The organism is Dyella caseinilytica (genome assembly GCF_016865235.1).
In the GTDB taxonomy this organism is placed as follows: domain Bacteria; phylum Pseudomonadota; class Gammaproteobacteria; order Xanthomonadales; family Rhodanobacteraceae; genus Dyella_B; species Dyella_B caseinilytica.
In genome coordinates this window covers 3,853,978-3,877,597 of record NZ_CP064030.1, presented here as the reverse complement: position 1 = coordinate 3,877,597, position 23,620 = coordinate 3,853,978, and the positions used below count along the sequence as shown (strand labels likewise).

Genomic DNA, 23,620 nt, shown 5'->3' with positions numbered 1-23,620 from the left:
CGGATGCCAGTGGATCGGTAAGTATCTGATTATTCTTTGATATTTTTTGTGTCTTGCCGGGTATTTCATTTTCACCAAAAAAGGTGAAAATAGACTGGCCATGACCCTCCAGCTCACCAGCCGCCAGTCCAACATCCTCGCCTTCATCCGGGCTCGCCTGGAACGTGACGGCGAAGCGCCCACGCTGGAGGAAATCGGCCAGGCGATGGGTTTGCCCAATGTCAGCGCGGTGCTCAAGCATGTGCGCTCGCTGGAGGCGAAGGGCCGGCTGGTGATCGAGCCCAACCGGACGCGTGGCATCCGCCTGATACAGGAATCCGACCCGCTCGCGGCCGACACGCTGGAGCTGCCGTTGATCGGCCGGATCGCGGCGGGCGAGCCGATCTTTTCCGAGTCGCGGATCGAGCGCAGCTTGCATGTGTCGCGCTGGCTGTTTCGCCTGCAGCCGGATTATCTGGTGCGCGTGATCGGTGATTCGATGCGCGATGAAGGCATTCTCGACGGCGATCTGGTTGCCGTGCATGCCACACCGGTTGCACGCCACGGACAAGTGGTGGCAGCGCGCGTAGAAGGTGAGCGTTTCACTATCAAACGTCTGTACTGGCAGGGCGATGTGATCCGCCTGCTGCCCAACAGTCCCGGTTATCAACCGATTGATCCGGATCCCACCGAAGACTTTGCGATCGAAGGATTGTTTGCAGGTCTGGTGAGAGGCGTTTGATGGGCGCCGTAGTCGCCCTATCAAATCTGCTGGATGCCCGGCAAGTCTGGCGCGGACGCGCCGCGCCGCTGGTGGAAGGTGAGCAGCCGACCGGCTGGGCAGCACTTGATGCGGCGTTGCCGACGCGCGGTTGGCCGGACGCCGCATTGACGGAAATCCTGCTACCGGCCGACGGCATCGGTGAATTGCACTTGGTGCTGCCAACCCTGGCGCGCCTCACACAGAGCAAACGTCCTGTCGTGTTGATTGCGCCGCCTTATGCGCCGTGTGCCATGGGCTGGCGGCAGCAAGGCGTGAACCTGCAGCAGCTGGAAATCGTCGACGCTGACGAAAAGCATGTGCTGTGGGCGACGGAGCAATGCCTGCGCTCCGGCAGCTGCGCGGCGGTGCTCGCGTGGCCGCAGCAAGCGGACGATCGCAGCCTGCGCCGCTTGCAAGTAGCGGCGGATGCGGGACGCGCGTTGGCGTTCGTGTTCCGTGATCGCAGGCATCTGGCCAATGCCTCGCCGGCTTCATTGCGGCTGGAGCTGGCGGATGCGCCACTCACTTCCATCTGGATACGCAAATGCCGCGGCGGCAACGCGCCAGCGCAAGCGATTCCTTTCGACCGTGTTCAACGTCTTCCCGGTGAAGGCCGGAGTCCATTGGCAGCTGTGCATGCGGTTCATCAGCGTATGCATGGCGCTGTGGATTTCGGCCTTCACGGGAATCCTTTGCGAAAGAAGCCGGCCGCGTGAGGGCTTAGGGATGCTCTGGATGGGTCTGCGTAGGCGGCATGATTTCCAGGAGGCTCGCAGGCTGTGTTGCGTGGCACAGGGAAAGCCGGGTGCCTTTTCAAGCCACGCGACGCAGCCTGCGAGCCTCCTGGAAATCACCCCGTCATTTTTAATTTCAATACGTAGTGGCCGTGGCTGTCCGTCCGCATCCCTTCGGCCCATCGTCTCGACAGACGGCCAGTCTGCCTTCGCCGATGGTCCTGTGGTCTGCGAACGGACAGCCACGGTGACGCCTGCGCAGGCCCATCCAGAGCATCCCTAAATGCTCTGGGCCTGCTTGCTGCTGCCGCAATTGGCACTGGATGGTGTCCTCCGCCGCCGCGCCGATAACAGTCCGCTGGTGCTGGTGGATGGTCCGGTCAACGCGCGCGTCGTGGTGGCGGTCAATGCGTCTGCTCACGCAGCGGGTTTGCGCATCGGTCAGCGCCTGACAGCAGCACAGGCGCTACTGGCACAGTTCGAAGCCGCTCCTTACGACGCAGCCGATGTTGCGCGCTGGCAACAATTTCTCGCCAGCGTGGCCTATCGCTACAGCTCACAGGTAGCGCTGTTGCCGCATGCCATCGTGCTTGAAGTCAGCAAGAGCCAAAGCTTGTTCGGATCGTGGTTAGTGATGGAGCAGCGCCTGCGCGAGGATATAACCGCGTTGGGCTTTCGTTACCGCATCGCTGCTGCACCGACACCACACGGCGCTTATGTCATGGCAGGCGTTAGCGACGGACAAACAGCGCTCAGTCACGAAAGCATGCGGCGCCTGCTCGATGACGTCCCCCTGGGCAAGAGCCGTTTGCCGGCACGGGCGGTGGACGCATTGCCACGCATGGGTGTGCGTCGTCTCGGACAACTCCTGCGCATGCCGCGCGATGGTTTGCAGCGCCGCTTTGGTGCCGAACTGCTACAGGCGATGGATCGTCTGACCGGTGATCTGCCTGCCGGGCTCGATCTGTATGTGCCGCCCGATGCCGTGGACTGGATCATCGAGCTTTCGCACGAAGTGGAAAATCTGGCCGCGCTGGTTTTCCCGCTGAAACGTATGACCGGCGATCTCGCCGCGTACCTGTCTGGCCGCGACGGTGGTGTGCAACGGTTTGTCTTGAAGCTCGTGCATCGTGATCTCGCTGCGACGGATGTCTCCGTCGGCATGCTTTCGCCGGAGCGCGATGCTGATGTGCTGTTCGATGCTGCGCGCGGGCGTCTGGAGCAAGTGTCATTGCCTGCACCGGTGCTTGCCCTGCGCTTGATGGCCGATGATTTACCTACCTTCGCGCCGACCGGTCGTGACCTGTTCGATGAGCGACCTGCGCATGCCCTGCCTTTCGAACAACTGCGCGAACGTCTGCGCGCGCGGCTTGGCGATGGTGCCGTGTATCGATGGGGTGCCACCGCCGATCCACGTCCCGAACATTCACAGCGCGTGGCCGTGCAGGACGATGTACTGCTCGAACCGCGTCCACGGCCCACCTGGTTGTTGACGCGGCCAATGCCATTGCGTGGTGCGTTGCGTGTAATTTCAGGTCCGGAACGACTGGAAACCGGCTGGTGGGATGGCGGTGATGCGCGACGTGATTATTACGTCGTCGAGACCTCGATGGGACAGCGTGCCTGGGCATTCTGCGCACCGGGTGAACGATCTGGCTGGATGCTGCACGGGTGGTTCGCATGACGGACTACGCCGAACTGCATTGCCTTTCTGATTTCTCGTTCCAGCGCGGCGCATCCAGCGCGCGCGAATTGTTCGAGCGTGCTAACGAGTGTGGTTATACCGCCCTGGCGATCACGGATGAGTGTTCGCTTGCCGGCATCGTGCGCGCGTTGGAAGCATCTCGCGATACGAAGCTGCCGTTGATCGTCGGTACGGAGATTCAGCTTTCCGATGGCCCCAAGCTGGTGCTGCTGGCGGAAACGAAGCAGGGTTACATCTCGCTGTGCCGCCTGATCACGCAAGGGCGGCGTGCCTCGACCAAAGGCAGCTATCGCCTGTTCCGGTCGGATCTCGAAGGCGGTGCGCCCGGCACGCTGGTGTTGTGGATACCAGAGCGTGAACCGGATCCGGAGCAGGGTGCATGGGTGAAGCGTACGTTCGATTCCCGCGCATGGCTGGCAGTGGAGTTGCACCGTGATGTGGATGACGACGCACGGATCACCGAACTGGACAGCTTGGGCGAACGCCTGCAATTGCCACGGGTGGCTGCCGGCGACGTACACATGCATGTGCGGCGCCGATTGCCGCTGCAGCATACGATGACCGCCATCCGTCATCGCCTGAGGCTTGCCGAAGCCGGCGCCGTGCTGTTTCGCAACGGCGAACGCCATCTTCGCCGTCGCTCCGTATTGCAGAGTATCTATCCGGAGGCCTGGTTGGCCGAGAGCGTGCGCGTTGCCCGGCGCTGTAGCTTTCATTTGAGCGAGTTGAAATACGAATACCCAGCCGAACTGGTGCCGGACGGCTATACCCCGATGCAGTGGTTGCGTGAGTTGGTCGTCAAAGGTGTGGCGTGGCGCTGGCCGAACGGCGTGCGTGACGACATCAAGAAGAAAATCGAGACCGAACTGCGTTTGATCGAAACGAAAAACTACGCAGCGTATTTCCTTACCGTGTACGACATTGTGCATTTCGCTCAAGGCGAAGGCATCTTGTGTCAGGGACGTGGCTCGGCCGCCAACTCCATCGTCTGCTACACGCTTGGTGTGATGCATGCTGATCCGGAGAAAGTCGATCTGCTGGTAGAGCGCTTTATTTCCGAGGAGCGCAACGAGCCACCGGATATCGACATCGACTTCGAGCACGAGCGGCGTGAGGAAGTCATCCAATACATCTACCGTAAATACGGTCGTACGCGCGCTGCGCTGGCCGCGACGGTCATCAGCTATCGTGGAAAGAGCGCCGTGCGTGACGTGGCAAAGGCGCTGGATCTCCCGGAAGACCAGATCGAAAAGCTCAGCCGCATCCTGGCGTGGTGGGATGGCGAGGAGTCGCTGGATGCACAGCTACGTGAGCAGGGTTTCGATCCGGATGCTCCCGTGCTGCACAAGGTGTTGTGGCTGACTGCACAGCTGATCGGCATGCCGCGACATCTGAGTCAGCATGTCGGAGGCTTTGTCATCGCCAATGCGCCGCTGCACGAACTGGTGCCGGTGGAAAACGCAGCCATGGCTGATCGCACCATCATCCAGTGGGACAAGGATGATCTGGACACCATGGGGCTGCTGAAGGTCGATTGTCTTGCCCTGGGTATGCTGACCTGTCTACGCAAGTGTTTTGACATGGTGGATGAGCATCGTGGCAAGAGATGGACGATTGCCACGATCGAACACGACGACAAACGTACCTACGAAATGATCCGGCGCGCCGACACCATTGGCGTGTTCCAAATTGAAAGCCGTGCGCAGATGTCGATGCTGCCGCGGCTAAGGCCGGCTGATTACTACGATCTGGTGATCCAGATCGCCATCGTGCGTCCGGGACCGATCCAGGGTGGCATGGTGCATCCTTATCTGCGGCGGCGTCATGGTGAGGAACCTATCGAATATCCGTCTGAAGCGTTGCGGCCCGTGCTCGAACGCACCAAGGGCGTGCCGCTGTTTCAGGAACAGGTGATGAGGCTGGCCGTGGTGGCGGCCGACTATACGCCAGGTGAAGCGGACCAGCTGCGTCGCTCGATGGCCGCATGGAAGCGTCATGGTGACATGGAGGTGCATCGGGAGAAACTGACCCGCGGCATGCTGAAAAATAATCTCAGCGCTGAATTCGCTGCGCAGATTTTCGAGCAGATCAAAGGCTTCGGCAGTTACGGCTTCCCGGAAAGCCACGCCGCCAGCTTTGCCAACCTCGCCTATGTCAGCAGCTGGTTGAAATGCCATGAGCCGGCTGCGTATGCCTGTGCCTTACTCAATGCGCAGCCGATGGGCTTCTACAGCGCAAGCCAGATCGTGCAGGACTTGCAGCGGCACGGCGTTCGCGTACTGCCGATGGATGTGCGTTATAGCGAATGGGATTGCACGCTGGAAAGCGATCCGCGCAGTGAGGGCGAGTTGGCGCTACGACTTGGCCTGCGGCAATTACGCGGCTGTAGCGAAGAGGTGGCGCAGCGAATCGCGAATGCGCGCAAGATGCAGCCATTCAGCGATGTGGTAGATCTCTGCACGCGCGCCAACCTGGATGCGCGGCATCAGGATTTGCTGGCCGACGCGGGTGTGCTGCGCGGGCTGGCAGGGCATCGTCATCGTGCCTTGTGGCTGACCTCTGGCGTGGAATCACAACTACCGCTGTTCGGTCGTGAAAGTCCACGCGAGCAAGACATCGTCTTGCCGTTGCCCACGCCGGTGGAAAACCTGATGGCCGATTACGCTCACAGCGGGCTTACGCTCGGTGCGCATCCGCTGAAGTTGCTGCGCCGCCGCCTGCACGCCGCGCGTTTCATCGATTCGCGCAGCCTGCAGCAGCTTCCGCATGAAACGCGGGTGCGCACCGTTGGCCTGGTCACCCAGCGGCAGCGCCCCCAGACAGCCAGCGGCGTCACTTTCATCACCATCGAAGACGAATTCGGTTACGTGAATGTTGTGGTTTGGAATCACGTCGCGCAACAGCAGCGCGGACCTTATCTGGAAGCACGTCTGCTGGCAGTCGAAGGGCGATGGGAAGCTGTCGATGGTGTCAGCCATCTGATTGCGCGGCGCTTGCATGATGTCAGCGGCATGCTTAGCGAACTGGATGCGCGCTCACGGGATTTTCATTGAAGTGGTTGCTCAACGGCGGGGCAGATTATGCAAGCGTTGCTTTTTGAACCGAATGTGCAAAGGATTGCCGATGAAACAACCGGACCGATTACATATCAGCCAGGCGTGATCGCACCTGATTTGGCAGCCAGCTGGTTTGCGGCTTTACTGCAAGGCGTCGATTGGCATGAAAGTTCGCGCATGATGTACGAGCGCATGGTCGGTGTGCCGCGTCTGCACGGCCACTATGCCGCTGACGATCCATCCTTACCCAAAGTGCTTGGCGCCGCGCTTGGCATCGCCAAAGCGCAGTTCCGTGCACCCTTCAACAGCATCGGCCTGAATTTCTATCGCGACGAACACGACAGCGTGGCGCCGCATAACGACAAACTGCACGAACTGGTGCCGCATCAACCGATTGTCTTGCTATCGCTGGGTGCGACGCGAACCATGGTGATTCGTCGTAAGACGCCACCGCATTTGAAGACCGAGCTGGAGCTGGAAGCAGGCAGCTTGCTGTTGATGGGATGGAATGCGCAGTTGAACTACGACCATGGGATTCCGAAGTTGCGGTATCCGGTAGGGCCCAGGATTAGTGTGGCGTTTCGGGTGAGGCCGGGGTGGAGTGAGGATGGGTGGTAGGGTTTCAGTTACGCCGTAAATTCACCCGTCGTCCCGGCGCAGGCCGGGACCCAGCGTCTTTGGTGTGGAAAAGTCACTGGGTCCCGGCCTGCGCCGGGACGACGGTAAGGCAAGATCAAAATTCGACGCTTGGGTTGGGACCTATTGATTCAAACCGCCAACAAAGCACCCAACCGCTCCGGATGCTCAATCACCGCATGCGCCCCAGCTTCTTCCAATTCTTCGCGGCTACCAAACCCCCACAACACGCCAACACCCGCTACGCCATTGGCGACCGCACCTTCCATGTCGTAACGCCGATCGCCAATCATGATGGTCTGTTTGGGTGACGCGCCGAAATCCGCCAGCGCCGCGGCAATCATGGATGCTTTCTCGCTATGCGAGCTGGACGGATGCGGCCCGTAAAGCTTCTCGAAATGATTGCCGAAGGGCAGTTCATCGACGATCGGCTGTGCATGCCGATGCGGTTTGCTGGTGACGATGGCGAGCTGATGGCCGGCCGTTTGCAGGCTGGCGATCATGTCCGCGATGCCGGGATAGATGGCGTATTCGCGCCAGCCCAGTTCGGTGAAGCGCTCGTGATAATAGTGCACGGCCGCTTCGATGCGTGTTTCGTCGTGATCCAGCAACGGTGCAAAACTTTGCCGTAGCGGCGGGCCGATCCACTCGCGCAGATCGGCGGGCGTTGAGACGTCGAGTCGGGTCAGCGCGTGCCGGATGCAGGCGGTAACGCCCAATTCCGAATCGATCAGCGTGCCGTCAAGGTCGAATAGGCAAAGCATTACTTTGCCGCGCGCGCCTTGAGTGCGGTGACTGCCGGCAGTTCCTTGCCTTCCAGGAATTCCAGGAACGCGCCGCCACCGGTAGAGATGTAGGAAACCTTGTCTGCGATGCCGTATTTGTCCACGGCGGCCAGCGTGTCACCGCCACCGGCGATCGAGAATGCCTTGGAATCGGCCACGGCGTGCGCCAGCACTTCGGTGCCTTTGCCGAACGCGTCGAATTCGAACACACCCACCGGGCCGTTCCACACGACCGTGCCGGCCTTGGCGATCAGCTCGGCATAGAGCTTGGCGGTCTCCGGACCGATGTCGAGGATCATCTCGTCTTCTTTCACCTGATCCATCGGTTTGACGCTGGCAGATGCGTGCGCTGAGAACTCCGGTGCCACCACCACGTCCACCGGCATCGGAACAGCGGCGCCACGGCGCTTGGCATCGGCCAGCACTTTCTTGGCGGCAGGGATCAGATCCGGTTCGTATAGCGAGTTGCCGACCGAGTGACCGGCGGCAGCAATAAAGGTGTTGGCGATGCCGCCGCCGACAATCAATTGATCCACCTTGCCGATCAGGTTCTCCAACAGGGTGAGCTTGGTGGAAACCTTGGAACCGGCCACGATGGCGAGCAGCGGATGGGCGGGATGTTCCAGCGCCTTGCCGAGCGCATCCAGCTCATCGCACAGCAACGGACCGGCGGCGGCGATCGGTGCGAACTTGATGACGCCATGCGTGGAGGCCTGCGCACGATGCGCGGTGCCGAAAGCGTCCATCACGAAAACGTCGCACAGTGCTGCATATTTCTTCGAGAGCGCTTCGTCGTCCTTGCCTTCGCCGACATTCATGCGGCAGTTTTCCAGTACCACCACTTCACCTTCGGCGACCTCGACGCCGTCGAGGTAATCGGCGACCAGGCGCACCGGCGAACCCAGATGCTCGCCCAGCCATTTTGCGACCGGGGCCAGCGAGGATTCCGCATCGAACTGGCCTTCCTTGGGGCGACCCAGATGCGATATCACCATCACCTTGGCACCGGCGTCGCGAGCGGCCTTGATGGTCGGCAGCGAGGCATCCAGGCGCTGGGTGGAAGTGATACGACCATTCTCGATCGGCACATTCAGGTCTTCGCGGATCAGCACGCGCTTGCCGCGCAGGTCGAGGTCGCTCATGCGGGTGACGGTCACGGGAAAACTCCTGGCAACTTGAGGGATCGGCCACAAGGCCGGAACCGTGTATTTTCCCGCCCGCATCGCAGCGATGCAAACGACCTGGATTTACACTTGTGGTCTATCCAGTAAGGAAAGGCTTATGGCATCCGATCTCGTGCTTTATAGCTATTGGCGTTCCAGCGCCGCCTTCCGCGTCCGTATTGCACTGAATCTAAAGGGTTTGCATTACGAAACGCGTGCCGTGCACCTGGTTCGTGACGGTGGCGAGCAGCATTCGGCAGCCTACGCGGCCCTCAATCCACAGGAGCTGGTACCGACCCTGGTCGATGGCGAGCGGGTGTTGACGCAGTCGATGGCGATACTGGAGTACCTGGATGAAACCCATCCACAGCCACCCCTGTTGCCGACGGATCAGGCAGGCAAGGCGCATGTGCGTGCGCTGTCGCAGGTGATCGCGTGCGATGTCCATCCGCTTGGCAACCTGCGCGTGCTACAGCAGATCGGCACGCAATTTGGTGCCGACGACGAGCAAAAAGCCGCGTGGATGCGACATTGGGTGTCCGCCGGCTTGCACGCGTTCGAAACCATGCTGGCCAAGAGCAAGTACACCGGCCGCTATTGTCATGGCGATACGCCCGGCATGGCCGATGTTTGCCTGGTGCCGCAGGTGTACAACGCGCGGCGCTGGAAGGTGCCGCTGGGTGATTATCCGAATATTCTGCGCATTGATGCTGCGTGCGCGGCGCAGCAGGCATTCCACGATGCGATGCCAGAGCAGCAGCCGGATGCGCCTTCGCCTTCGGTGTGATGCTTGGGGTAACCCAATCTTGTCTTATGGCCGTCATTCCCGCGAAAGCGGGAATCTATGTTGATCTAGGGCAAAAGCACTCATGGATTCCCGCTTTCGCGGGAATGACGGCTGAGATATTTGCTAGAACCCCAACCCATACGGATCGTTGCCGGCCAGCTCGGCGTTCTCGGTATTGCCGCCTTCCGAAAGACGGATCTTCAACGCCAAGCCATCGCGCGAGTCAGCCTTTGCCAAGGCTTCTTCCAGCTCGATGCGCCCGCTCTTGTAGAGCTTGTACAGCGATTGATCGAAGGTCTGCATGCCTTCCTGCAGGCTGCGATCCATGGCTTCCTTCACTTCGTGGATCTGGCCGCGGCGGATCATGTCGCGGATGAAAGGCGTGTTGAGCAGCACTTCCACCGCTGGCAGGCGGCGGCCGTCCTTGCCACTGACCAGACGCTGGCTGATCACCGCGCGCAGGTTCAGGGCCAGGTTCATCAGCACGTTCTTGTGTGCTGACTCGGGGAAGAAGTTGAGGATGCGTTCCAGCGTCTGGTCGGCGTTGTTGGAGTGCAGCGTCGCCAGGCACAAGTGGCCGGTTTCAGAGAAGGCGATGGCCGCTTCCATCGTGTCGGTGTCGCGGATTTCGCCGATCATGATCACGTCCGGCGCCTCGCGCATCGCGTTGCGCAGGGCCTCGTGATAGGTGTGCGTGTCCAGGCCGACTTCGCGCTGGTTGACGATCGACTTCTTGTGACGGTGCAGGTATTCGATCGGATCCTCGATGGTGAGGATGTGACCTGGGGTATTGCTGTTGCGGTGATCGAGCATCGCCGCCAGCGTGGTCGATTTGCCCGAACCGGTGGCGCCTACCACCAGGATCAGTCCGCGCGGCTCCATGATCAGCTCGCGGAAAATCGCCGGCAGCTGCAGCTGGTCGATGCTGGGGATCTCGCTCTTGATGGCGCGGATCACCATGCCCACTTCGCCACGCTGCTTGAAGACATTGATGCGGAAACGGCCCGCTTCCTTGACCGCCAGCGCCATATTGAGTTCCAGGTCACGCTCGAATTGCGGCACCTGGCCTTCGTCCATCAGCGAATAGGCGATCTTTTTCACCATGCCGCTGGGTAGCCCGGTGTTGCCGAGCGGGTAAAGCTTGCCCTCGACCTTGATGTTCACCGGGGCTCCTGTCGTCAGAAACATGTCCGACGCGCCCTTATCCACCATCAACTTGAGGAAGTAACCGATATCCACCTAAAGGATCCTCTGAGCAAATCTACGCAGGTGTCACCGGCTCTGTCCGTTCGCAGGCCACAGGACCATCGGCGAAGGCAGACTGGCTGTCTGTCGAGACGATGGGCCGAAGGAATGCGGACGGACAGAGCCGGCCCCGGCGTATAGAAATTTAAAATGACGGGGTGATGTCCAGAAGGCTCTCAGGCTGCGCCGCGCAGCTTGCCAAGGCGTCCAGCCTTCCCTGTGCCGCGCAACACACCCTGAGAGCCTTCTGGACATCATGCCACCTGCGTAGGTTTGCTCAGAGGATCCTGAAGACCCCAATATTTTACGCATTGCATTCAAGGATTATGCCCGCTCACAATACGCCGTGATCCTCCGAGAGGAATGAGTGATGGTGCACACATTTTCCCCGCTGCTGGTACGCAAACGGCGTACCCGTGCGGTGGTTCCGGCGTTGATGTTGGCGGTGTCGTTAAGTCTTGGCGGCTGTGCCAGCGTACCTCCACCGGATGGCGCAATGAATCAGGCCCAGTCCCAGCTGCAATCGGCCCGCGACGCGGGTGCCGATACCTATGATCCCGTCGATTTTGGCTTTGCGCAGGACAAGTTCCAGCAGGCGCAGTCAGCCATGGCCGACCGCAAGTATGCGCTGGCCTCCGATCTGGCTGACGAATCGCGTGCTGACGCCACGCTTGCGCGTACCAGGGCGCTGCTTGCCGCGGCACGTGCCCAAATTCAGTCCAAAACGGACGCAAACAGTCAGTTGCGTGCGCAGAACGCTGAAGCGCAGTCGGAAAACGATCAGCATTACCAGCAGCAGAAGGCCCAGCTAGCTGCCCAGCAGGCAGCCATGCAGCAGCAAGCCGCTGGCGACGACACTGGGGCAGATGACGGCAATCCGGCTTCGTCGTCCACCTCGCCGGTACCGGCGTCGAGCAGCACGACACCCGCGCCGCTCCCAGCCCAGGCACCCATGCAGCAGGATATGCCTGCGCCGTCGTCATCGGTGCTGGGCAATCCCAACCCGCAACCCCAGCAACAAGGGCAGGGCTTCCAGACCCTGCCTGATTCTGGCCAGCAGAACCAGGGAGGCCAGTTGTGAAAAAGCCTGTTTCCAAAAAGTATCTGTCGATCACTGCCATTTCCTTGTTGGCTGTCTTCGCCAGCGCGGCCGTCCAGGCGCGCAAGGACGATATGGATGTCGACCGACTTTCCAATACCTTGAATCAGCTGGCCAGCGATCCAAGCCTGGGCAACTACGCCCAGGCCGATCAGGCGCTGGCGCGCGAGGCGATCAGCCAGCTGTCCCAGGCCAGTTCGCACGATCGGCCGCATGCGCTTTATATCGCGGAGCGCCGTGTGGATCAGGCGAAGGCCGAAGCCCAGTTGCAGGTGGCCCAGCGCCAGTTCAACCAGCTCGACCAGGAAAACGCCCAGTTACAACTGGACCGCAGTCGCATCGATGCCACCGCTGCGCAGCAGGAGCTGGACATCCAGCGCATGCAGTATCAGTTATCCCAGCAACAGGCCGCCCGCCTGGAAGCCCAGGGACAGGTGGCTGCTGCCCAGGCCGCCCAGGCCCAGGCGGAAGCCGACCAGGCTCGCAAGCTGGCGGCGGCCCAGAGCAGGCTCGCCAATGCCGCCAAGCGCCAGGCCGCACTGGCAACCAAGGCCGCGCAGGCAGCCAAGGCGCTGCAGGAAAGCCAGTCGTCGCCGGGCGGCAATTGATTGGCGAATTGAGCCGCACATCTAAATGTGCTCGGATCAACGCCCTCCCTACGTGACGTAGGGAAGGGCGGGGTGGCCCATAAGCTCGCGGCACAAGCTCAGACAACCTCATCCAACAATCCCTCCCTTGCCCATGCAGGGGACGGAGCTATGCAGGTTACGCGTGGGCAGTTTCACAGGTTTTTGACGACCAGCCGCGCTGCCATGCGCCTTCCGGAGGGGTCCTTGCGGCCCCTGCTGACGCGGAGTAGGGTCAAAGTTGCCGCGGCCCCTCAGCTGTCGCGGCCTATCGACTGAATCATGCGCATATCCCTCCACTTTCTTGATTCCGTGCCCTGCTTCCAGGGCGTGGGATGTGGTCATGCGTGCGATTTGCTTCTGTTCGCGGACGTCGTTGTTGTGTCCGCAGTCTTACCGCGAGGAGGTTGAATCATGTTCGAAGATCAGCAGCCCAGTGCTGTCGAGGCTTTTATGAAGGCCGATGCAGAATTTCGCCGGCTCTATCAGCATCACAAGCAACTCGACAGCAAGGTGCACGATGCCGAAATCGGCGTGCTTCCCATCGACGATGTAACGCTTCTTGGAATGAAAAAGGAAAAGCTTTACGCCAAGGAAAAGCTACAGCGGATGTGGGACAGCCGATCACAGCGCATCAACTAATCTGCTGGTTTTGACGTGATACACGGCCCCGGGGCGAAAGCTGCCGGGGCCGTTCCGTTTTTGGCGGTCTTTGGACGCGTCGTCGGCTGGAAACGTGACCGTGGGATGCTCCGGCAACGGCCAGCGACGCCCCGTTCCCGTTATGATTACCCTTCATATCGCCACCCAAGCCATCGCCACGGAGTTTTCATGACGGTCAACACAAGCGTCCTCGAGCTGATCGGGAACACCCCCATGGTGCGCGCGCAGCGCCTGGACACGGGGCGCTGTGAGTTGTTCCTGAAGCTGGAAAGCGCCAACCCGGGTGGCTCGATCAAGGACCGTATTGGCCTGTCGATGATCGAAGGCGCCGAAAAGGCCGGCAGGATCAAGCCCGGTGCCACGCTAGTGGAAGGCACCGCCGGCAACACCGGCCTTGGCCTGGCGCTGGTCGCACAGGCCAAGGGCTACCATCTGATCCTGGTAGTGCCCGACAAGATGAGCCGCGAGAAGATCTTCAACCTCAAAGCGATGGGCGCCGAAGTGGTGCTGACGCGCTCGGATGTGGCCAAGGGTCATCCGGAGTATTACCAGGACATGGCCGAGCGCCTCGCGCGCGAGACGCCCGGCGCGTACTTCATCAACCAGTTCGGCAATCCGGACAACCCCAAGGCACACATCGAAACCACCGGCCCGGAAATCCTTAGTCAGATGGATGGCAAGGTGGATGCGGTCGTCGTCGGTTGCGGCTCCTCCGGCACGCTCAGCGGCTTATCCAAATATTTTGCAGAAGCGTCGCCGAACACCGAGTTGGTGCTGGCTGATCCGGTGGGTTCGATCCTGGCGCAGTACATCAACGAGGGTGTGCTCTCGACCAAGTCCAGCAGCTGGATGGTCGAAGGCATCGGCGAAGATTTCCTGCCAAGCATCAGCGACTTCACCCGCGTGAAAAAGGCCTACGCCATTTCCGACAAGGAAAGCTTCCTCGCCGCACGCGAACTGCTGGCGAAGGAAGGTGTGCTGGGGGGTTCATCCACCGGCACCTTGCTGGCAGCGGCGCTGAAGTATTGCCGCGAACAGGGCGAACCCAAGCGCGTGGTTACGCTGGTCTGCGACACGGGCAACAAGTATCTGTCGAAGATGTACAACGATTACTGGATGCTCGATAACGGCTTCATCGACCGCGAACAGCACGGCGATCTGCGCGATCTTCTGCTGCGCCCGTTCGCGCAACGCGACACCGTGGTCGTCGGCCCGAACGAACTGCTGATGACCGCCTATACGCGCATGAAGCTTTACGACGTGTCGCAGCTGCCGGTGATGGACGGCAGCCGCCTGGTCGGCATCCTCGACGAATCGGACGTGCTGATGCACGTGCATGCCGATGAAGCGCGCTTCCGCGACTCCGTATCCAGCGCCATGATCAGCGACCTGCAAATGCTGGATGTGCGTTCACCGATCCAATCGTTGCTGCCGGTGTTCGATAGCGGCCACGTCGCCATTGTGATGGATGGCGAACAGTTCCTTGGTCTGATCACACGCATCGATCTGCTCAATTACCTGCGCCGCAAGGTTCATTAATACTTGGGAGCGCTGAGCTGAGGCTCGGCGCTCCCGGATTTCCAAGCATGAACCTCTGACAAGAAAGCTTGTCGAAACGGCAAACCGGCACAGTCGTCGGCTACATCGAAGCCAAGTCTTCGCACTGCCCGTCGTAAAGGAATCACCGCCATGTGTGGAATCGTCGCCGCCGTTGCCCAACGTGACGTCGCTCCGCTGTTGATCGCCGGCCTGAAAGCACTCGAATACCGCGGCTACGATTCAGCCGGTCTGGCCGTGCTGGAAGGCGGCCAAGTACGCCGCGTGCGTGCCAAAGGCAAGGTGCGCGAGATGGAAGCCTTGTACCTGGCCGATCCACTTCCCGGCAGCACCGGCATTGCGCACACCCGCTGGGCCACGCACGGCGTGCCCAACGAGGTCAATGCGCATCCGCACATGATCGGCCGCGTGACCATCGTGCACAACGGCATCATCGAGAACTACGCCTCGCTGCGCACCGAGCTGCAAAGCAAAGGTTATGTCTTCACCTCCGAAACCGATACGGAAGTGATGGCGGCACTGATCGAAGTGAATCTTTCCAAAGGTATGAAGCTGCGAGAAGCCGTGCTCGCTACGGTTCGTGAGCTCGAAGGTGCCTATGCCATCGCCGTGATAAGCCGCGATGAGCCTGGCCGCGTCGTAGGTGCGCGTCGCGGTGCGCCGTTGCTGGTCGGGGTGGGCATCGGCGAACACTTCCTCGGCTCGGATGCGCAGGCGCTGATCCAGGTCACCAACAAAATCATCTATCTCGACGATGACGATGTCGTCGAAATTACCCGTGAAAATGCGAAGATCTATACGCTTGATGGCAACGCTGTAGAACGCGCGATGCATGAAAGTGAACTTTCTGCCGACGCCGTGGAGCGTGGTGAATACCGTCACTACATGCAGAAAGAAATCTTCGAGCAGCCGCGCGCCGTCTCCGACACGCTCGAGGCGCGCATCAACGCGCAAGGCGTATTGCCGAACATCTTCGGCGTAAACGGCGACGAACTGTTGGCGAAAGTGAAAGGCCTGCACATCATCGCGTGCGGCACCAGCTATCACGCGGGCATGGTCGCCAAATACTGGATCGAAGAATACGCGCGCCTGCCGGTGAGCGTGGAAGTGGCCAGCGAATACCGCTACCGCGAAGCCGTGGTACCGGAAGGCACGCTGTTCATCGCCATCTCGCAGTCCGGCGAAACCGCCGACACCTTGGCCGCGATGCGCGAATCGCGCCGCCGCGGCTACCTCGGCACGCTGGCCATCTGCAACGTGCCCGAATCATCCGTGGTGCGCGAAGCCGATCTGAAACTGATGACCCGCGCCGGCCCCGAAATTGGCGTGGCATCTACCAAGGCTTTCACCACCCAGCTCTCCGCGTTGGCCCTGCTGACGCTGCATCTGGCCAAACAGCGTGGACTGGACACTGCACGGTACAACGACCTGTGCGCACAGTTGCTCCACATGCCGCGTTCGATCGATGACGCGCTCAAACTCGAGCCACAGATCATCGAACTTGCCGAACGCTTCGTGCATCGTCACCACGCCTTGTTCCTCGGTCGTGGCGCGCACTATCCAGTGGCATTGGAAGGCTCGCTCAAGCTCAAGGAAATCTCTTATATCCACGCTGAGGCGTATCCAGCGGGCGAACTGAAACACGGTCCATTGGCCCTGGTCGACGAAGACATGCCGGTGATTGCCGTAGCACCGAATGGCCCGTTGCTCGACAAACTCAAATCCAACCTGCAGGAAGTGCGTGCACGTGGCGGTGAATTGATCGTGTTCGCCGACACCACTGCGCATATCGATGGCAACGCCACCCGCGGCGTCATCCTGCGCATCGATGCTGGCGGTGAATTCATCGCGCCGGCTGTATTCACCGTGCCGCTGCAATTGCTCGCGTACCACGTCGCCGTTCTGCGCGGCACGGATGTGGATCAGCCGCGCAATCTGGCGAAATCCGTGACGGTTGAATAACGTGTGGCGCCACTTGTATTTCTGGTAAGCCCTGATAAACGTTCCAACCAGCTAACAACGTTTCCGACGAGCGTGGAACGTTAGTCCAAGTGTCGCATGGGCGGCGTTACCTCGAGGGCTGCGCGTCGAATGGCCGGCCACGGACGCCGTCATAGCGCAATCGATTACCCAAAGCACCGATCGGTGTCATGACACATGGCGTGCCATTCCCTTTTGAGTGGCGCGAGCAGATGACTGCACGGTCATCTGACGATCCAGTGCACCCGCATAGGGTATTAGGCGATGACCTCGCCGGGTGTCCGGATGGTTAGCCGCCGCGTTTGCAAGCATGCTCTGTCGTTCGAGAGATATTGCAAAGCAACATGATGGGCACGGGGATTCCCCTTTTTGTCGCTATCGTTTCCCCACTTTCGCTCACGGGCTCTTCAATATGCCTTCAATTCATTGTTTTTTTTAATTAAAAACCGAATATAAAACGATCAAAAAGTTGCACCATTTGAGGCCAAAAATAATCAAATTTTCGGCCATATGACAAAAGTGTCGCAGAATCCCCCGAAGTATTGACGCACTGCAATATGGGAATGTAGTTTGGATTTGCCGGGATCCCGAGGGGGGAATTCCGGCCAAGTCACCTGACATCACTCGCATAAGGAATTGAAAAAGCCAAGTCCATTGGAGGGGCGCTCCTTGCCGTAATTAATTGATCGGGGGATCTATGAAAGTACGCCTTACACGACGTCCACTAGCAGCCGCAGTGCTGTCCCTGCTTTCGATGAATCTTGTGCTGGCTGCCATTCCTAGTTGGGCTGACGATACAACCGCTACCACCACAGCCTCGACTTCCGGCACAACCACTTCCACGGATACAACGACAAACACGAATACGACCGCAGCGCCTAATGCTGCCAATGCATCACAGTTGGACGCGGTCGTTGTCACCGGTGGGCGTATCGAAACGACGGTGGGTCAAAGTACGACCCCGGTGACCGTCATCAGTGGTGCAACGTTGCAGGCCACCGGCCAAGCCAATTTGCGCGATGCACTCGTCCAGCTTTCGCCGTCGATTTCCCACACAAGTTACGGCGCAGACAATGCGGAGTTCACCGACGAACTTCAGCTGGATGGTCTAAGCCCTGACCACGTGTTGGTGTTGGTCAATGGCAAACGTCGCCACGGTTCGGCGAACATCGTGCAGGATCCAGGCTTGGATCAGGGTTCGACCGGCGTGGACATCGACATGATTCCCACCGACCTGATCGATCACATCGAAATCCTGCGCGATGGCGCTGCGGCGCAGTATGGCTCGGATGCCATCGCGGGTGTCATCAACATCATTCTTAAAACCCGGGCCAGTGGCGGATCGTTATCCAGCACCAGTGGGCAGACATACAAGGGCGACGGCTTCAAGAATACCGAGACGGCAAGCATCGGACTGAGTCTTGGCGGTAACGGATATCTGGATCTAAGCGCGGAATACGATCGCATCAACCACGCCATACGCACCGGGCCGGACTATGCGGATGGACTGTATGGTGAGGGCGCTCCTGCCGCCGTCGCGTATGTGAATGCGAACGGATACGCGTCGCCGTACCCGATCGGCCCCGCCTACAAAAACCCGTGGTCGAGCGATACAGCCAGCACGCGGCAGCTCGTCGGCTTCAATGCGGGTTATGACTTCACCGATAACATCGAGGCGTATGCCTTCGGTACATTCGGCCATCGCTATGCCGAGTCTTACGAGAACTATCGCCCGCCTTATGTCGATCCCGAGGTTTACCCGGATGGCTTCACGCCCATCTTCACGATCGACGAAAACGACTATTCGATTACCGGTGGCGTGAAAGACGACGATTTCCACGGCTGGAGCGTGGATCTGAGCACGACTTACGGCGGCGATCGCGACAACCTTGGGCTGGTCCATTCGGTCAATCCATCGCTGACGGATTCGCCGACCTCATTCGACATTGGCGCCACCAGCAATTCGCAGCTCACGGGCAACCTTGATTTCTCACGGCCGTTCCAGCTTTCCGCGTTTGCTCAGCCGTTGAACTTCGCTTTTGGTTTCGAAGCGCGGCGTGACACCTTCCAGATCCAGCCGGGCGATGTGTATTCGTATGAAGATGGTGGTGCCTCGTCGGAAGCCGGTTTCAATCCTTACAACGCCGGCGAGTGGTCGCGCACCGTGTCTGCCGTTTACATCGACTTGTCCACACACATCACGGACAAGTGGCAGGCGGATGTGGCCGGGCGTTATGAACATTACAGCGATGCGGGCAACACCAGAAACGCCAAAATCTCCACGCGCTACGATTTCACACCGCAGATTGCTGTACGCGCCAGTGCCAGCACCGGCTTCCATGCACCATCACTGGCCGAAGAGCATTTCTCCTCACTTGCTGTGACGCCCGATAGTGCTTCGGCTCAGTTGCCTTCTGACTCAGCCGGCGCCGCCGCGCTCGGTGCTCAGCCATTGAAACCGGAAAAAGCAACCAACCTCAACCTTGGTTTGGTGCTCAATCCACTGCAGAACTTGAACATCACCGTCGATGCTTATCAGATCAATATCCGCAACCGCATCGTCGCGGGCGGAACGGTGTATGGTCTCCCAGCTGTCGATGCGATGACGGCCGCCGGCTTTCCTGTGCCGCCCTATGTCGTCTCAGCTGCCCAGGCCAATCCAGACACGGGACTCGCTAGCGTCTGGTATTTCACGAACGGTGCCAACACACGCACCCGCGGTCTTGATCTGACCAGTGTTTACCACACCGATTTCGGTTCTTTCGGCAAGGTGGACTGGGATCTGTCGGCGAACCTCAATACGACCCGAGTGACGCATCTGGTGACGCAGGATGGCGAACCCATCCTCAATATCCAGCAAATCGATTATCTGACGTCGACCACACCCAAGAGCAAGGTGATTGTTGGTGGCACCTGGAGTAAGGGCAAGTGGGGTGTGAGCGTGCATGAAACGCGCTGGGGTGCTACGACCGATCAGTTGTCGTACGTAGTCGGTCCGGAATCGGTGGTGCCAAACACCTTTTATCCCTGGCGCAATGCACCCATTTACACCACCGATTTCGACGTCCACTACAACATCACCCCAAAGCTGCAAGTGGCGTTAGGTGCCAACAATGCGTTTGACCGGTATCCGTCCAGGATTCCGTATGTCACGGCATTGGAAGGCCAGCTGTATGACACCCAGTCTTCGCAATTCGGCTATGACGGCGGGTATTACTACTTGCGCGCCAGTTATCAATTCTGACGGCGAAGGCTGCTTCTAACGTACAAGCATTACCTGCCGGGGCAGCCCGGTTCGCCGGACTGCCCTTTATCTGCGAGGTCGGTGAGATGAATTTGGATAACAACAACACGATGACGCGTCGCGAGCTGTTACGCATGATTGGCGTGACGGCGGGTAGCGCGGTGATGTACCAGGCCATGAGCAGCCTGGGTTTTGCGGCGGAATCGAATTTCAAAAAGCCGATTCGTCTGCAGGGCGCACCCAGAGGTGCCTCGGTACTGGTGCTTGGTGCTGGCATCGCCGGTATGGTGGCTGCCTATGAATTGCGCGCCGCCGGCTACAAGGTGCAATTGCTTGAATACAACGCTCGCGCTGGCGGACGTAATTGGAGCATCCACGGTGGAGACAGCTATACCGAACTCGGTGGGTTCACTCAACGCTGTCAATTCGATGCCGGGCTTTATATCAATCCCGGTCCGTGGCGTCTTCCCTATCACCATCAGGGCATCCTTCATTACTGCACGCTGCTCGGTGTCCCGCTGGAACCCTTCGTGCAGGTGAATAACAACGCCTATGTACACAGCAGCAAAGCATTTGGTGGCAAACCACAACGCTTCCGCCACGTGCACGCCGACTACAACGGCCACGTGGCCGAATTGCTGGCCAAGGTCACACAGAGTCACAAGCTCGACGGGTGGGTTACGAAAGAAGATCAGGAAAAGCTGCTCATGTCACTGCGCACGACAGGCGCGCTGGATAAAAATTATGCCTATGTGAGAAGTCGCACCAGCAGTGAACGCCGTGGTTATGACATCGATCCCGGCGGTAGCCTCGATCCGTTAGCTGTGCCGTCAGAACCGATCGCCCTCGGAGACCTGCTTGATTCCGATCTATGGGCGATGATCAATGCAGGCGACGACTACGATATGCAAACCACACTGTTCCAGCCCGTTGGCGGCATGGGGCAGATCGGCAAAGCCTTTGCACGCGAGTTGGGAACGCTGATCCGCTACAACGCGAAAGTCATCGACATCCATCAGGACGCATCGGGTGTCACCGTCACCTACGAAGACACCACCAAGCCTGATAGCAGGTTCAGCGCGCGTGCGGATTGGTGCGTCAACACTATTCCGCTATCGGTTCTTAGCCAGATCCCGATGAATGTCGGCACGCCGATGGCCGATGCGATTGCGGCGGTGCCTTATGCGGCCGCCATCAAGGTTGGCTTGCAGTTCAAGCGGCGGTTCTGGGAGGAAGACGAACAGATTTACGGCGGCATTACTTATACGGACCTTCCGATCACGAATATCGGTTATCCAAGTACCGGCTTTTTCAGCCGTGGCAAGGGCGTATTGCTCGGTGCGTACATCTGGGGTATGAACGCCACCGAATTCACAGCCATATCACCGGCTGAGCGTGTAAAGACCGCTGTGGCATACGGGAGCCAGATTCATCCGCAATACGCCAAGGAATTCGATAACGGCGTCGCCATGGCCTGGCATCGTTCGCCATTCACGCTCGGCTGCTTTGGGTTGTGGACGGACGAGGCGCGCCAGAAGCACTACAACAATCTGTGCCAGATCGATGGGCGCATTGTGCTGGCTGGCGAACATGCCTCTTATATCCCAGCCTGGCAGGAAGGCGCTGTCACGTCATCCTTGAACGCCATCAGTCGACTGCATCAGAAAGCCATCGCAACCGGAGCAAAAGCATGAGCAGGATGCCTACTCCACTGTACAGACTCCTGCTTGGCGCCACACTGTTGTTCGGTGCGGGCTTTCCTGGGACTGTGATGGCCGATAGCGCAGGCATCTACAATTTCGCCACGCTCAAGACGGCCACCGGCGAGCAGGTTTACACACACATTTGCCAGGGCTGCCACATGCCAGATGGAAAGGGTGCGGAAGGGGCTGGCCGTTATCCGGCCTTCGCCGGTAATCCCAAGCTCGCGTCGGCCTCCTATATGGCAGCGACCGTGCTCTATGGTCGGCACGACATGCCGTCTTTCATGACCAATGAGCGTGAAGATGAGGAGGCGAAGTTCATGCGCAGCGCCGAGCTGTCTGATGAACAGGTCGCCGAAGTCATCAATTACATCCGTACACATTTCGGCAATCATTATGCCGATACCTTGACCGCGGCAGATGTCGCGGCCTTGCATGCCGCCACTCACTGACGCTTTCCCACCCTTCACGATACAAGGAGAACGCCATGCGCAAGCTCGCCATGTACGCACTATGGTTGGTACCTTTCGCCATTCACTCTCAGGACGTCACTCGCTACAAATTGCCTAACAGCAATTTTCCAATTTCCGCTGCCGTGGAAGTGCCGGCAGGCAAATCGCTGGTGTTCCTTAGCGGCCAGATGGCCAGCATGCCCAAGAATGCCAAAGGCACGGGTGCTGCTTCAGCCGACACATTGGATACCAAGGCTCAGACCGTCGGCGCGCTGGAAAACATCAAGAAGCAGCTCGACGGCATGCACCTGAGCTTGGGTGACGTAGTAAAGATGAATGTGTTCCTGGTGGCAGACAAGAACAAAGACAACAAACTCGACTTCGAAGGCTTCATGACCGGTTATACGCAGTTCTTCGGTACCAAGGATCAACCTAATCTTCCCGCGCGTTCGGCAGTGCAGGTGGCGGCGCTGGTGAGCCCGTCGGCACTGGTGGAGATCGAGGTTGTCGCGGTGCGTCCTTAAGGGGGTGACAGATAAACGTAGCCACGACACTCTCAAGCGGCATTTCAGTTGCGTGCTATCGAGCCCTGATTTTGACTGCCAAGGAAATGACGGCATATGTAACCATTCGAACTTGCGCGAACTGTCATATTCCGTCGCTATAGTGAAATGGGATCATATGTATCAAGCGTAAGGCATGAACGAGACGTACACGGTAACGATGGGCGAGGACGCGAAGGCATCTTCGTCGACATTGCGGCCTGCCCAGGCCTTCGACCTGTTCCCCACCCGAATCTGGCAAGTGCCGCTCACGCATCTTGCGCCGCGATTCGTGTCATGGGTAGAGGCGATTCAAGCGTTGCGGGCAGCGGCTCCGGTGCCCGCGGGGCGAACCAATCGAGGCGGATGGAACAGTGTCGACAACGCGGTTTTGCAGCAGCCAGTCTTCGTTGAGCTGCTCCGAGACATACGGAGTTATTGCACGCAGGCATTCATGGATATGGGCATGGGTACGCCGGCGTTCGACGTGCAGTCGTGGGCCAATATCCACGATCGCGGCGGTTTCAACTTCCAACATATGCATGAAGGTGCCCTCCTGAGTGGCACGTTCTATTTGCAGGTGCCAGAAGGTTCAGGGGCGCTGGTGTTCAAGGATCCCCGCCAGGGCGTGTTGAACTCGTACGCCAAAGGTGGCGGGGCGAACGCTTACAAGGACATCCAGCTGCGGCCTTCGGCAGGATTGTTGGTGCTGTTTCCGCACTGGCTGGAGCATTTTGTCGAGCCGCATGGCAACGATATGCCGCGGATCTGCATTCCTTTCAATGCGATGCGGCCCTGAGAGTCGATGGCGAAGTCTGGCGCCATCCGCAGAGCATTACACGAAAACGTCACAGAACAGCCATAGTCTTTGCAACCTTCCGAGTTGCCGTAGCCCGTTCTG

The 23,620-nt window shown here is 59.4% G+C and carries 18 protein-coding genes and 1 pseudogene; 16 read left to right on the top strand and 3 right to left on the bottom strand.

Going from position 1 to position 23,620, the window contains the following annotated elements; all coding sequences use genetic code 11:
- The first annotated feature begins 100 nt into the window (after window positions 1-100).
- The 5 genes and pseudogenes from lexA to ISN74_RS17095 all read left to right on the top strand — a co-directional run bounded on the left by lexA (window position 101) and on the right by ISN74_RS17095 (window position 6,855).
- On the top strand, window positions 101-721 hold the full coding sequence (lexA, locus tag ISN74_RS17115; protein WP_188800365.1) for a transcriptional repressor LexA: 621 nt from the start codon (window positions 101-103) through the stop codon (window positions 719-721).
- A pseudogene (gene imuA / locus ISN74_RS17110) lies at window positions 721-1,332 on the top strand (translesion DNA synthesis-associated protein ImuA); the annotation flags it as partial. The gene lexA and the pseudogene imuA, both read left to right, overlap by 1 nt.
- 427 nt (window positions 1,333-1,759) lie before the next feature.
- Window positions 1,760-3,160: a Y-family DNA polymerase gene (locus ISN74_RS17105; protein WP_188800363.1), complete on the top strand. Its 1,401-nt coding sequence runs from the start codon at window positions 1,760-1,762 to the stop codon at window positions 3,158-3,160.
- The gene (locus ISN74_RS17100) at window positions 3,157-6,234 is read left to right on the top strand and encodes an error-prone DNA polymerase (protein WP_188800362.1); all 3,078 of its coding nucleotides are present in this window, start codon (window positions 3,157-3,159) and stop codon (window positions 6,232-6,234) included. Before ISN74_RS17105 ends, ISN74_RS17100 begins: the two co-directional genes overlap by 4 nt.
- 27 nt (window positions 6,235-6,261) lie before the next feature.
- Window positions 6,262-6,855 carry an alpha-ketoglutarate-dependent dioxygenase AlkB gene (locus ISN74_RS17095; RefSeq protein ID WP_188800361.1) on the top strand — a complete coding sequence of 198 codons (594 nt, stop codon included), beginning with the start codon at window positions 6,262-6,264 and terminating at the stop codon, window positions 6,853-6,855.
- 149 nt (window positions 6,856-7,004) lie between these two features.
- On the opposite strand, the gene ISN74_RS17090 is transcribed toward ISN74_RS17095, so the two are convergent.
- A complete protein-coding gene (locus tag ISN74_RS17090) occupies window positions 7,005-7,637 on the bottom strand; it encodes an HAD hydrolase-like protein (RefSeq protein ID WP_188800360.1) in 633 nt (210 codons plus the stop codon).
- Window positions 7,637-8,800, bottom strand: coding sequence for a phosphoglycerate kinase (locus ISN74_RS17085; protein ID WP_425488856.1), 1,164 nt, complete (start codon window positions 8,798-8,800; stop codon window positions 7,637-7,639). The genes ISN74_RS17090 and ISN74_RS17085 overlap by 1 nt, the downstream gene beginning before the upstream one ends.
- Before the next feature lie 139 nt (window positions 8,801-8,939).
- Here ISN74_RS17085 and maiA point away from each other — a divergent pair, with 139 nt between their 5' ends.
- A complete protein-coding gene (gene maiA / locus ISN74_RS17080) occupies window positions 8,940-9,608 on the top strand; it encodes a maleylacetoacetate isomerase (RefSeq protein WP_188800358.1) in 669 nt (222 codons plus the stop codon).
- A 123-nt stretch (window positions 9,609-9,731) separates the two neighbouring features.
- On the opposite strand, the gene ISN74_RS17075 is transcribed toward maiA, so the two are convergent.
- Window positions 9,732-10,847, bottom strand: coding sequence for a PilT/PilU family type 4a pilus ATPase (locus tag ISN74_RS17075; protein WP_275411488.1), 1,116 nt, complete (start codon window positions 10,845-10,847; stop codon window positions 9,732-9,734).
- A 376-nt stretch (window positions 10,848-11,223) separates the two neighbouring features.
- Here ISN74_RS17075 and ISN74_RS17070 point away from each other — a divergent pair, with 376 nt between their 5' ends.
- The 10 genes from ISN74_RS17070 (at window position 11,224) to ISN74_RS17025 (ending at window position 23,518) form a co-directional block, all read left to right on the top strand.
- Entirely contained in the window at window positions 11,224-11,934 is a 711-nt protein-coding gene (locus ISN74_RS17070) for a DUF4398 domain-containing protein (protein WP_188800357.1), read from the top strand.
- Window positions 11,931-12,560 (top strand): hypothetical protein, encoded by a 630-nt coding sequence (locus tag ISN74_RS17065; RefSeq protein ID WP_188800356.1) that lies wholly within the window; start codon window positions 11,931-11,933, stop codon window positions 12,558-12,560. Before ISN74_RS17070 ends, ISN74_RS17065 begins: the two co-directional genes overlap by 4 nt.
- A gap of 432 nt (window positions 12,561-12,992) precedes the next feature.
- Window positions 12,993-13,220 carry an HP1242/YdcH family protein gene (locus ISN74_RS17060; RefSeq protein WP_188800355.1) on the top strand — a complete coding sequence of 76 codons (228 nt, stop codon included), beginning with the start codon at window positions 12,993-12,995 and terminating at the stop codon, window positions 13,218-13,220.
- A gap of 189 nt (window positions 13,221-13,409) precedes the next feature.
- Window positions 13,410-14,780, top strand: a complete 1,371-nt coding sequence (locus tag ISN74_RS17055; RefSeq protein WP_188800354.1) for a pyridoxal-phosphate dependent enzyme — start codon at window positions 13,410-13,412, stop codon at window positions 14,778-14,780.
- Between the two features lie 150 nt (window positions 14,781-14,930).
- Window positions 14,931-16,760, top strand: coding sequence for a glutamine--fructose-6-phosphate transaminase (isomerizing) (glmS, locus tag ISN74_RS17050; RefSeq protein WP_188800353.1), 1,830 nt, complete (start codon window positions 14,931-14,933; stop codon window positions 16,758-16,760).
- Window positions 16,761-17,475: 715 nt separating this feature from the next.
- A complete protein-coding gene (locus ISN74_RS17045) occupies window positions 17,476-20,022 on the top strand; it encodes a TonB-dependent receptor plug domain-containing protein (protein WP_188800352.1) in 2,547 nt (848 codons plus the stop codon).
- Between the two features lie 86 nt (window positions 20,023-20,108).
- Entirely contained in the window at window positions 20,109-21,716 is a 1,608-nt protein-coding gene (locus ISN74_RS17040; protein WP_425488853.1) for a flavin monoamine oxidase family protein, read from the top strand.
- The gene (locus tag ISN74_RS17035; protein ID WP_188800351.1) at window positions 21,713-22,177 is read left to right on the top strand and encodes a c-type cytochrome; all 465 of its coding nucleotides are present in this window, start codon (window positions 21,713-21,715) and stop codon (window positions 22,175-22,177) included. The genes ISN74_RS17040 and ISN74_RS17035 overlap by 4 nt, the downstream gene beginning before the upstream one ends.
- A gap of 35 nt (window positions 22,178-22,212) precedes the next feature.
- Window positions 22,213-22,701: a RidA family protein gene (locus ISN74_RS17030; RefSeq protein ID WP_188800350.1), complete on the top strand. Its 489-nt coding sequence runs from the start codon at window positions 22,213-22,215 to the stop codon at window positions 22,699-22,701.
- Window positions 22,702-22,876: 175 nt separating this feature from the next.
- Complete coding sequence (locus tag ISN74_RS17025) at window positions 22,877-23,518, top strand: TIGR02466 family protein (RefSeq protein ID WP_188800349.1); 642 nt, start codon at window positions 22,877-22,879, stop codon at window positions 23,516-23,518.
- The last annotated feature ends 102 nt before the right edge of the window (window positions 23,519-23,620 follow it).

Excerpts from the sequence above, each read along its gene's own strand:
- ISN74_RS17090 (WP_188800360.1), bottom strand. The coding sequence starts at position 7,637 with ATGCTTTGCCTATTCGACCTTGACGGCACGCTGATCGATTCGGAATTG.
- ISN74_RS17060 (WP_188800355.1), top strand. The coding sequence starts at position 12,993 with ATGTTCGAAGATCAGCAGCCCAGTGCTGTCGAGGCTTTTATGAAGGCC.
- ISN74_RS17055 (WP_188800354.1), top strand. The coding sequence starts at position 13,410 with ATGACGGTCAACACAAGCGTCCTCGAGCTGATCGGGAACACCCCCATG.
- ISN74_RS17085 (WP_425488856.1), bottom strand. The coding sequence starts at position 8,800 with ATGAGCGACCTCGACCTGCGCGGCAAGCGCGTGCTGATCCGCGAAGAC.
- glmS (WP_188800353.1), top strand. The coding sequence starts at position 14,931 with ATGTGTGGAATCGTCGCCGCCGTTGCCCAACGTGACGTCGCTCCGCTG.
- ISN74_RS17070 (WP_188800357.1), top strand. The coding sequence starts at position 11,224 with ATGGTGCACACATTTTCCCCGCTGCTGGTACGCAAACGGCGTACCCGT.
- ISN74_RS17095 (WP_188800361.1), top strand. The coding sequence starts at position 6,262 with ATGCAAGCGTTGCTTTTTGAACCGAATGTGCAAAGGATTGCCGATGAA.
- maiA (WP_188800358.1), top strand. The coding sequence starts at position 8,940 with ATGGCATCCGATCTCGTGCTTTATAGCTATTGGCGTTCCAGCGCCGCC.
- ISN74_RS17030 (WP_188800350.1), top strand. The coding sequence starts at position 22,213 with ATGCGCAAGCTCGCCATGTACGCACTATGGTTGGTACCTTTCGCCATT.
- ISN74_RS17105 (WP_188800363.1), top strand. The coding sequence starts at position 1,760 with ATGCTCTGGGCCTGCTTGCTGCTGCCGCAATTGGCACTGGATGGTGTC.
- ISN74_RS17040 (WP_425488853.1), top strand. The coding sequence starts at position 20,109 with ATGAATTTGGATAACAACAACACGATGACGCGTCGCGAGCTGTTACGC.
- ISN74_RS17045 (WP_188800352.1), top strand. The coding sequence starts at position 17,476 with ATGAAAGTACGCCTTACACGACGTCCACTAGCAGCCGCAGTGCTGTCC.
- ISN74_RS17025 (WP_188800349.1), top strand. The coding sequence starts at position 22,877 with ATGAACGAGACGTACACGGTAACGATGGGCGAGGACGCGAAGGCATCT.
- ISN74_RS17035 (WP_188800351.1), top strand. The coding sequence starts at position 21,713 with ATGAGCAGGATGCCTACTCCACTGTACAGACTCCTGCTTGGCGCCACA.
- ISN74_RS17100 (WP_188800362.1), top strand. The coding sequence starts at position 3,157 with ATGACGGACTACGCCGAACTGCATTGCCTTTCTGATTTCTCGTTCCAG.
- lexA (WP_188800365.1), top strand. The coding sequence starts at position 101 with ATGACCCTCCAGCTCACCAGCCGCCAGTCCAACATCCTCGCCTTCATC.